Below are 10,424 nucleotides of genomic sequence, written 5' to 3'. Positions count from 1 at the left end.
TAACAGCAAACAAGACCATAAACGCAGTAAATATTTCTTTAAAATTTAATTGAATATTCATGACTTATAAATTTTCGGCAAAAGTAAGCCTTTAAGTGCGTTTTATAACATTAAATAATCGTAAAGTTTAACTATTTTTGTGGTCATTACTTTTAGCTTAAAAATGTATGTTTCAACTGGGAAAAACTATAGTTTCTGAATCCATAATAGAAAAGGATTTTGTATGCAATTTGTCTGCATGTAAAGGCGCGTGCTGTATTGATGGTGATGCTGGTGCTCCATTAGACGCGAAAGAAGTTGAAATTCTAAAAGATATTTATCCTAAAGTGAAACCTTTTTTACGCGAAGAAGGCATTGTGGCTATTGAAACTCAAGGAACTCACATAACTACAGTTTTTGGAGATTTCGAAACCCCTTTAATTAATGGTGCGGATTGTGCCTATGTCATTTTTGATGAGAAAAAAACAGCACTTTGTGGGATTGAAGAGGCCTATAATCAAGGAGAAATCTCATGGAAAAAACCTGTCTCATGCCATTTATATCCAATTCGTGTTAAGGACTACTCTGAATTTTCTGCAGTCAATTACGACCAATGGGAAATTTGTGACGATGCTTGTGCTCTTGGAAAAGAATTACAAGTTCCAGTTTACAAATTTGTAAAGGAAGCCTTAATTAGAAAGTTTGGTGAGGATTGGTATGCCGAGTTGGAGAAAGTTGCTAAAACACATAGGTAACACTATCAATTCACAAACTACAATTCACAAAAATTATAGTAAAATTTTAGACTATTTTCGATGAAACTCGTCTTCATTTTTTTTCATGTTTTAACATCGTATTTTACAATCGATTTAACGTAGTAAACACGCGTTCCGACAGCCTATTTAATAAGATTATACCTACATTTTTGTATTGAAAATTTAAAGTGTATCTATCTTATAATCAGCTTTTTATGATTATTTTTAACAAATCTTTAAAATTTTTATCAAATTATCAATTGTTAAAAACTTGTTGAAAAGCTTTCCGAAAAAAGGACAAAATATCTCATTCATTTTCCAATCTTTGTTAGTCCCAAATCACACGAAATTTTTCAGTCATTTTTTTAATAAATAAAACAGTAAATATGTCTCAATTTGTAGAACCAATTTTAGCAGAAAATAAAGACAGATTCGTTATTTTCCCTATTCAACATCACGATTTATGGGAATGGTATAAAAAATCTGAAGCAAGTATGTGGACTGCTGAAGAAATTGATTTACATCAAGATATTACCGATTGGACACAAAAATTAACAGATGATGAACGATATTTCATAAAACACGTTTTAGCATTTTTTGCTGCAAGTGATGGTATCGTAAATGAAAATCTTGCAGAAAATTTCGTAAACGAAGTACAATACAGTGAGGCTAAATTTTTCTACGGTTTTCAAATCATGATGGAAAACATTCATAGTGAAACCTACTCATTATTAATTGACACTTACGTTAAAGACGAAAAAGAAAAAGCTAATCTTTTTAATGCTATTGAAACATTTCCTGCAATTAAGAAAAAAGCAGAATGGGCCTTAAAATGGATAGAATCTCCAAGTTTTGCTGAGCGTTTAATCGCATTTGCAGCTGTTGAAGGTATTTTCTTTTCAGGTTCTTTTTGTTCCATTTTTTGGTTAAAAAAACGTGGTTTAATGCCAGGTTTAACATTTTCAAATGAATTAATTTCTCGTGATGAAGGTATGCACTGTGACTTTGCTGTTCACTTGCATGAACATCACTTAATAAATAAAGTGCCTAAAGATCGTATCAAAGAAATTTTGGTAGATGCTCTTAATATTGAAAGAGAATTTATAACTGAATCTCTACCAGCCAGTTTAATTGGTATGAACTCTAAATTGATGTCACAATATTTAGAATTTGTAACTGATGGATTGCTTCAAGATCTTGGTTGTGAAAAAGTATACAATACAGCAAATCCTTTTGATTTCATGGACATGATTTCATTACAAGGAAAAACAAATTTCTTCGAAAAACGAGTTTCAGAATACCAAAAAGCTGGTGTTCTTAACAAAGAGGAAGAGGAAAACAAATATGATTTTGGTTCAGATAGTTTCGACTTCTAGATCAATTCAAAGAGAAAACAGAATTATTTTAATTGGTTTCGTGTTACTATTAAAAGTTTAAAGCCAATTTTAATTCCATTATAAAAACTAATAATTAATCCATTGCCAATTATCACCCTTGATGATCGACAATAACTAACTAATCCCTTTTTCTGAATAGTCGCTTCAGAAAAAACTAAAAATGTGTAACGTATGTATGTATTAAAAAGAGACGGAAGAAAAGAGCCAATCATGTTCGACAAAATAACGTCGAGAGTTCGTAAACTGTGTTACGGTCTTAATGAACTTGTTGACCCAATTAAAGTGGCAATGCGAGTGATTGATGGTTTATACGACGGTGTAACTACCAGTGAATTAGATAATCTAGCTGCAGAGCAAGCTGCGACGATGACGACTGCTCATCCTGATTATGCTAGACTTGCAGCTCGTATTTCTGTGTCTAACTTACACAAAAACACAAAAAAGACTTATAGTGAGGTCATGACCGATTTATATACTTATGTAAATCCGAGAACAGGAAAAAAAGCACCTTTATTAAGTGATGAAGTTTATAAAGTCATCATGGATAATAAAGATAAATTAGATTCTTCTATTATTTATAATCGTGATTTTGGTTATGACTACTTCGGCTTTAAAACACTTGAACGTTCTTATCTTTTAAAGTTAAACGGACAAATTGCTGAAAGACCACAACATATGTTAATGAGAGTATCTATTGGTATTCACCTTAATGATTTGGATGCAGCTATAGAAACGTATGAGTTGATGTCTAAAAAATACTTTACACACGCGACACCAACGTTATTCAACTCAGGAACACCAAAACCTCAAATGTCATCTTGTTTCCTTTTAACAATGAAAGATGATAGTATTGATGGTATTTATGATACACTAAAACAAACTGCTAAAATTTCGCAATCTGCAGGAGGAATTGGTTTATCTATTCACAACATTCGCGCTACTGGTAGTTATATTGCTGGAACAAATGGAACTAGTAATGGTATTGTCCCAATGCTAAAAGTATTTAATGATACTGCACGTTATGTTGACCAAGGCGGAGGAAAACGTAAAGGAAGTTTTGCCATGTACATCGAGCCTTGGCATGCAGACATCATGAGCTTTTTAGATTTAAAGAAAAATCATGGTGCTGAAGAATTACGTGCTCGTGATTTATTTTACGCGATGTGGATGCCAGATTTATTTATGAAGCGTGTTCAAGAAGATGGACAATGGACCTTGATGTGTCCTAATGAGTGTCCAGGATTATGTGATGTTCATAGTGAAGAATTTGAAGCACTATATACTAAATACGAAACTGAAGGTAAAGGACGTAAAGCAATAAAAGCGAGAGAGCTTTGGGAGAAAATATTAGAATCTCAAATTGAAACTGGAACTCCATATATGTTATACAAAGATGCAGCGAACCGTAAGTCTAATCAGAAAAACTTAGGTACAATACGCTCATCTAATCTATGTACTGAAATCATGGAGTACACTTCTAAAGATGAAGTTGCTGTCTGTAATTTAGCATCGATTGCATTACCAATGTTTGTTAAAAATGGAGAATTTGATCATAAAGAATTATTCAGAATTACGAAACGTGTCACTAAGAACTTAAATAAAGTTATCGATAGAAATTACTATCCAGTAAAAGAAGCTGAAAACTCTAATTTTCGTCATAGACCAATTGGTTTAGGTGTTCAAGGATTAGCTGATGCTTTTATCAAATTAAGATTACCGTTTACAAGTGATGAAGCAAAAAAATTAAATCACGATATTTTTGAAACCCTCTACTTCGCTGCAGTTACAGCGAGTATGGAAGAAGCTAAAGCAGATGGCCCTTATGAATCTTATGAAGGCTCTCCAATTAGTAAAGGTGAATTCCAATACAATCTTTGGGGAATTAAAGATGAAGAATTAAGCGGACTTTGGGATTGGGCTAAATTACGTAAGCAAGTCGCAAAACATGGTGTAAGAAACTCTTTATTAGTTGCGCCAATGCCAACAGCATCGACCTCTCAAATTTTAGGAAACAACGAATGTTTTGAACCTTATACCTCTAACATTTATACACGTCGTGTCCTATCTGGAGAGTTTATTGTTGTAAACAAGCATTTATTAGAAGATTTAGTTGAGCTTGGTCTTTGGGATGAAAGCTTAAAGAATGAAATCATGCGTGCTAATGGGTCAATCCAACATGTTGATAGAATTCCACAAGATATTAAAGAACTATACAAAACAGTTTGGGAATTAAGTATGAAAGATATTATAGATATGTCTCGTCAAAGAGGTTACTTTATCGATCAGTCTCAATCACTAAACTTGTTTATGGAAGGTGCAACAATGGCAAAATTAACATCTATGCATTTCTATGCTTGGAAAAGCGGATTAAAAACCGGAATGTACTACTTACGTACTAAGAGTGCTGTTGATGCCAAAAAAGTAACTATTGCAAGAACTGAAAAAGCAGAACCAGTTGCTGAAGTGCAACAAGTGACTATTGACAATGTTGCTCAAAAGCAACTAAAAGCAGCTGAAACAGCTGCTAAATTCGCAAAGCAAACAGCTGAAAAACCAAAATTAGAACCCTCTATTGTAGAAGTTGAACCAATGAGTGCAGACGAAATGAAAGCTTTAATTGCTCAAGCTAAAGAAGCTGAAGGTGATGACTGCCTAATGTGTGGTTCTTAATTGTTTTAAGTATTATTGTTGATAAAAAAGCACCTTTTTCGAGGTGCTTTTTTATTTTCTATTTTTAAAACGTATTTGAGAATCCATGAATTTTACAGTAACTTAACATTCTACAGATAAAATATGAATTACGGTTTTTACGATATTCTACAGCTAATTGGAGCTTTAGGTTTATTCCTTTTTGGAATGAAAGTCATGAGTGATGCCTTATTAAAACTTGCAGGAAATAGACTTCGTTCATTTTTAGCATCGATGACTTCAAATAGAATCTTTGGAGTAATTACAGGGTTTCTTATTACTTCAGTAATACAATCGTCTTCAGCAACGACCCTAATGGTTGTTAGTTTTTCAAATGCAGGATTACTAACACTTACCGAATCTATTAGTGTCATAATGGGAGCAAATATTGGCACAACAATAACCGCTTGGTTGATTACCATTCTAGGTTTTAAAGTTAGTATGAGTACCATAGCTTTACCTCTTGTAGGATTTGGGTTTTTATTTACGTTTTCTAAAAAGAAAAACTTTGATAACTGGGGAAATTTCATCATTGGTTTTGCATTGCTATTTATTGGTCTTCAATTTTTAAAAGAAGCCATGCCAGACATAAAAAGTAATCCTGAAATTCTAGAATTTTTAAGTCAATATACAGATCTTGGATTTCTTTCTGTGATACTCTTTTTATTGATAGGAACTGTTCTAACCGTTGTTATACAGTCATCTAGTGCTACAATGGCACTAACTTTAATAATGACTGCTGAAGGATGGATTCCGTTTGAATTAGCAGCAGCAATGGTGTTAGGTGAAAACATTGGAACTACTATCACAGCTAATCTTGCAGCACTTGTGGCTAGTTATAAAGCAAAACGAACAGCTAGAGCACATTTGGTGTTTAATATCATTGGTGTAATTTGGGTGCTCATTTTATTTTATCCTTTTTTAAAATTTGTGAGCTGGATAGGTGAAGCTTTAGGGTCTGAATCACCTTATATATCTGCAGCTGCAATACCTGTAGCTATTTCCTTATTCCATACAACATTTAATATTTTAAACACCTTTGTATTAGTATGGTTTGTGAATCCAATCGCTAAACTCGTAGAAAAAATAGTTCCAGAAAAATTAGAATCAGATTCACAAGTTGATGAACCTAAGTTTTTGAAAAAATCAATCTTGAGATATCCAGAAACAGCCATTTCTGCGTTACTGAAAGAATCAAAATATTTATATAAAAAGACCATTTTCGAAATTGTAACACATGCTTTAAATATTCATAGATCAGACATTAAATCTGATGTGAAACTCAAAAAAATCATTAAAAAATCAGACGTGCTTTTTGAGCTTGATATTAGAGAAGAATATACAAGGCGAATCAAAAGTATTTACGGACAAATCATTAATTATGCAACCAAAGCTCAGAGCGAATTAGATTTAAATGAAGCACAAAATCAAAAAATTAGCGAAATTAAAGTCGCTAACAGAAAAATGGTTGAGATTATTAGAGATGTAAAAGAGCTAAGTAAAAATATTACGCTTTATCTTAATTCTGACAACAAACACATTAAAAAAGAATACAATAAATTGCGTAAGCGAGTGGCTAAAGTATTGCGAGTCATTCATTTGTTTAGGTCTGAAAAAGATAATGATACTTATGCGGTTGCACTTAAAAAACTAGATTTGGAAGCTCGAAATCAAAAAAACTCAGATAATTTAGATCTTGATACCATTATTCGTAAAGACTTGATTACTGTTGACATGGCATCCTCTCTTGTAAATGATACTGATAACGTAAACGATATCATTAAAAATCTCATCAGTGTTGCTTCACTGCTTTATGGTGAAAAGGATACTTTACTAGATAATGGAGATCGATAAAATTACTCTGTTTTTAAAATATCTGTAGCCAAATAAGAATCATCTTTATTGTAATACCAAGCTCTTACTTTTGGTATTTTTATTTGATGTATTGTTTCTGTTTCAGTTAATATTATAAATTCTCCACTGTTAGGTTTTATATTCCCTTTTTCATCAGTCTTAAAAAATTGATAGACTTCCATAGCAAAGGTTTCTGGGTTGAAATAAAAGTACCAAATATCATTACCTACAGCTTCATCATACATGACTTTCAGTACTAAATACTCTTTCCCTCTAAACATTTTTTGTTCAACAGTTTCAGAAATATTAGTTCCCTTATCTTTAAGCTTCATTGGTAAACCATACAAATAAGTGTAGTAATTTTTATACATTTTTGCACGTTCACAACTTAAGTTGTTTGAAAATAATTCAGCCTTACTTAAATCTGTTTTACCGTTTAAAGAAATACTACAATGACCTTTGTCGAGAGTATATTCAGTAACAGTTGTATCACGAGTAGCTATCACTTTAAAAAATTCATCAGGAAGATTTATTGTGATATGACTTAAACGCTTGGGATTATCTGGCATTTCCATTACGATATCAAATTCACCACTAAAGGTATCCCATTGATTAGATGGGTCATGATATTTAATGGATTTCTCCAAAAGTAATGAACCACTGATATCTTGAGCTATCATAAATTGAACCCCGAAAATTACAACAAGTAAGAATTTAAATAATTTCATGCTATTATTTTTAGTTTCACTAATGTAATCTTTTTGATTTTAATTGAAGACTATTATATTTGAAACACACGAAAGCGGCATAATTTTATAATGCCCACACTTAATTTATGAATCCAAAATTAAAAGAAGTTGCTCTAGTTTTTTTTAAATTAGGTTGTTTTGCCTTTGGCGGTCCTGCAGCACATATTGCCATGATGGAAGACGAAATCATAGAAAAACGCAAGTGGATGACTCGTGATTATTTCCTTGATCTTATTGGAACGACGAATCTTATACCTGGTCCAAATTCTACAGAGATGACAATGCATTGTGGGTATGAAAGAGCTGGTAAAGCTGGTTTATTTGTTGCTGGTATTTCATTTATTTTTCCAGCAACTCTAATAACAGCACTATTAGCATATTTATATGTTGAATATGGTCAATTGCCAGAGGTAGAACCTTTTATTTATGGTATCAAACCAGCTGTCTTGGCCATCATTGCTGCTGCAATACTAAAACTTGGAAGAAAGGCTATTAAAAATACAGAGCTTATTATCCTTGGTGTAATTGTTTTAATCGCGTGTCTTTTGGGAGTAAATGAAATTATTGCATTATTAATAGGTGGTCTTTTCGGTATGTTATACTTCTATTTAAAAACTAAAGCTCCAACTGATCTTAAATCAATATCACCAATCTTTATATTCTTAGGTGTAAATGTTACAGTGACGAAAATTACTAGTATTAAGCTTTTTCTAATTTTTTTAAAAGTTGGAGCTATTCTCTATGGCAGCGGTTATGTTCTTTTTGCGTATCTAGATGCGGAATTAGTAACTACAGGAATTCTTTCAAGAGCTGAACTTATTGATGCTATTGCAATTGGTCAGTTTACTCCAGGTCCTGTATTATCTACCTCAACATTTATAGGATATCAGCTGTCTGGTTTTACAGGAGCATTATTAGCAACCTCAGGTATTTTTCTGCCATCTTTTTTGTTTGTATTAATACTAAACCCATTTATTCCAAGAATGCGTAATTCTCTAATTTTAGGACATTTTTTAGACTCTGTAAACGTAGCTGCTGTTGCAGTAATGATAGCTGTTTTAATTGTGATGTCTAGAGAAACGCTTATCGAATGGCAAAGCGTTACAATTGCTGTAATCGGAATATTCTTAACGTTCAAGACCAAAATTAGCACCATTTGGACTATCATTATTGGCGCACTTTTAGGGTTTCTTTTAATCACTTTTACGGCATAAAAAAAGCTATCATATTAATGACAGCTTTTTTTATGTGCAAAACATTTGCTATTCTTCTTGATCTGCATTAGAAGGCTCTGTGTTATTAACAACTTGCTCTTCAACAACATTAATAGTTGCCGGCTCTACTGTGCTATCAAATGAATCATGATACTCTTCTAATAAGCTCATTGTAGATTTAATCAAATCTTTAGTTTCTAATAATAAACTAAAATAAAGTGTAGTATTTTTTGGACTTGATTCTTCAGTTCTAGTTCGTGCAACTTGCTTTTTAATTTTCTCTTTAACTAATTTATAAACTTCAGTTCGTTCATTTAAAATAGCACCAATTTGCTCAAAAGATTCTGATTTAAAAGCAACTCTCGTATCTTCAAACAACACTTCCAATTTATCATCTAATTCTTTTAATTCTTTAATTTGGCTAAATTTAAGCTTCTTATGATTATTATTAATATGCTTATAACTAATCTTAGAAATATATTCTAAAGACTGAGTCATGTCTTGTAGGTATCCTAATATGTTAATATAAAAATCACTAGCACCTATACTAGACTCATCTAAATTTTTAATAAAATAAAATACATTATCTCGTAAATCATCAACTTCATCCGTTAGTTTTAGAACTTGCTTCTTACTCTTTTTCAATAAAGTTAAATCTTGTTTAGCAAGACCAACTACAGCATTTGAATAAATTCTATTTGTTCGTTTCACAACATTTGCAATATTACTTGCACTCTCATGTATAACACCTTGAACTGAGCTACTTTCTGCTCGTACTAGGCTATCTTCAGCTTTTACTTCTTTAGATTTTTTATTGTGAGAAATATAGTTTCTTATCAATAATGCAAACGCCAATACTAATAATAGAGGAAACATTACTGAGAGGTTCAAGTTTAATAGATATGCAACTAATGCTGCAGCTGAAAAAGCACTAAATGCAGTAAAGAACCAGCCTCCAATAACATTTAATACTCCTGCAACTCTATATACTGCACTTTCAGCTCCCCAAGCTCTATCAGCAAGTGAAGTACCCATAGCTACCATAAATGTTACATAAGTAGTAGATAGTGGCAATTTATACGATGTTGCAATTGATATTAAAACAGCCGCAACCATTAAATTCACTGCAGCTCTTACTAAATCAAACGCTGGTAATTCATGAACCTTATCTTTTGATAATTTAATTACTGGTGTTTCAAATTGTTTTTCAATTTTTGATTGCCATGACTCTGGTAAAATGTAAGATGACATTTGAGACATTCCCATTGCTGCTCTTACAAATCCACGAGACAAAAAATTAGGCTGAAAACGTTCTTTGGTTTCACCTTGGCTTGATAGGTCTAAAGATGTTTTCACCACTCCTTTTGCTTTAGTAGAAAACCACAAAGTTAAAACCATAATCATACCTGCACCAAATAATAACCAGTTGTTAGTTGGCACTTTTTCTGCCAGTACATCCATTGGAAAAAGGTTTGCAGACATTCCAGAAGCTGTCCATTCATTGAATGCATTATAAGCGGCAACAGGTACACCAATAAAGTTAACTAAGTCATTACCAGAAAAAGCTAATGCTAAAGCAAAGGTTCCAACGATAATGATGAGTTTATAAATATTGGTCTTTAAAAATTTTATAATTAAAAACGATAACAAGGACCAAAAAACTGAACTTACTAATACAATCGACAAAACCTGAGCTTCTAAAAAATCTTTCATAGTTCCTCCACCCAAGATATCAAAAGATTCTTTCGCATAAGAAGTTCCTTTTAAACCCTTCATAAAAATAAAGTA

At 32.2% G+C, this 10,424-nt stretch carries 7 protein-coding genes; 5 read left to right on the top strand and 2 right to left on the bottom strand.

Translation table 11 applies throughout. The features are described from left to right. The first annotated feature begins 167 nt into the window (after window positions 1-167). The 4 genes from AB8B90_RS00170 (at window position 168) to AB8B90_RS00155 (ending at window position 6,673) form a co-directional block, all read left to right on the top strand. A complete protein-coding gene (locus AB8B90_RS00170) occupies window positions 168-734 on the top strand; it encodes a DUF3109 family protein (RefSeq protein ID WP_405332336.1) in 567 nt (188 codons plus the stop codon). 386 nt (window positions 735-1,120) lie between these two features. Beyond that, entirely contained in the window at window positions 1,121-2,110 is a 990-nt protein-coding gene (locus tag AB8B90_RS00165) for a ribonucleotide-diphosphate reductase subunit beta (protein ID WP_405332333.1), read from the top strand. A gap of 192 nt (window positions 2,111-2,302) precedes the next feature. Beyond that, window positions 2,303-4,801, top strand: coding sequence for a ribonucleoside-diphosphate reductase subunit alpha (locus AB8B90_RS00160; RefSeq protein ID WP_405332330.1), 2,499 nt, complete (start codon window positions 2,303-2,305; stop codon window positions 4,799-4,801). Window positions 4,802-4,924: 123 nt separating this feature from the next. Beyond that, window positions 4,925-6,673: a Na/Pi cotransporter family protein gene (locus tag AB8B90_RS00155; RefSeq protein ID WP_405332327.1), complete on the top strand. Its 1,749-nt coding sequence runs from the start codon at window positions 4,925-4,927 to the stop codon at window positions 6,671-6,673. A gap of 2 nt (window positions 6,674-6,675) precedes the next feature. Here the strand turns inward: AB8B90_RS00155 and AB8B90_RS00150 are convergent, their stop codons facing one another. Continuing rightward, the gene (locus AB8B90_RS00150) at window positions 6,676-7,401 is read right to left on the bottom strand and encodes a DUF6503 family protein (protein ID WP_405332324.1); all 726 of its coding nucleotides are present in this window, start codon (window positions 7,399-7,401) and stop codon (window positions 6,676-6,678) included. Window positions 7,402-7,508: 107 nt separating this feature from the next. On the opposite strand from AB8B90_RS00150, the gene chrA reads away from it, so the two are divergent. Beyond that, window positions 7,509-8,636, top strand: a complete 1,128-nt coding sequence (gene chrA, locus AB8B90_RS00145; protein ID WP_405332321.1) for a chromate efflux transporter — start codon at window positions 7,509-7,511, stop codon at window positions 8,634-8,636. Window positions 8,637-8,684: 48 nt separating this feature from the next. Here chrA and AB8B90_RS00140 read toward each other — a convergent pair. Beyond that, window positions 8,685-10,424 (bottom strand): inorganic phosphate transporter (locus AB8B90_RS00140; protein WP_405332319.1); only part of this gene is annotated, 1,740 nt, incomplete at its 5' end.

Source organism: Psychroserpens sp. (assembly GCF_045105015.1).
Classification (GTDB): domain Bacteria; phylum Bacteroidota; class Bacteroidia; order Flavobacteriales; family Flavobacteriaceae; genus Psychroserpens.
This window is presented reverse-complemented; position numbering and strand designations above follow the sequence as displayed.

Bases quoted from the DNA above. Each gene is read 5' to 3' on its own strand.
- chrA (WP_405332321.1), top strand. From the start codon at position 7,509: ATGAATCCAAAATTAAAAGAAGTTGCTCTAGTTTTTTTTAAATTAGGT.
- AB8B90_RS00150 (WP_405332324.1), bottom strand. From the start codon at position 7,401: ATGAAATTATTTAAATTCTTACTTGTTGTAATTTTCGGGGTTCAATTT.
- AB8B90_RS00165 (WP_405332333.1), top strand. From the start codon at position 1,121: ATGTCTCAATTTGTAGAACCAATTTTAGCAGAAAATAAAGACAGATTC.
- AB8B90_RS00160 (WP_405332330.1), top strand. From the start codon at position 2,303: ATGTATGTATTAAAAAGAGACGGAAGAAAAGAGCCAATCATGTTCGAC.
- AB8B90_RS00170 (WP_405332336.1), top strand. From the start codon at position 168: ATGTTTCAACTGGGAAAAACTATAGTTTCTGAATCCATAATAGAAAAG.
- AB8B90_RS00155 (WP_405332327.1), top strand. From the start codon at position 4,925: ATGAATTACGGTTTTTACGATATTCTACAGCTAATTGGAGCTTTAGGT.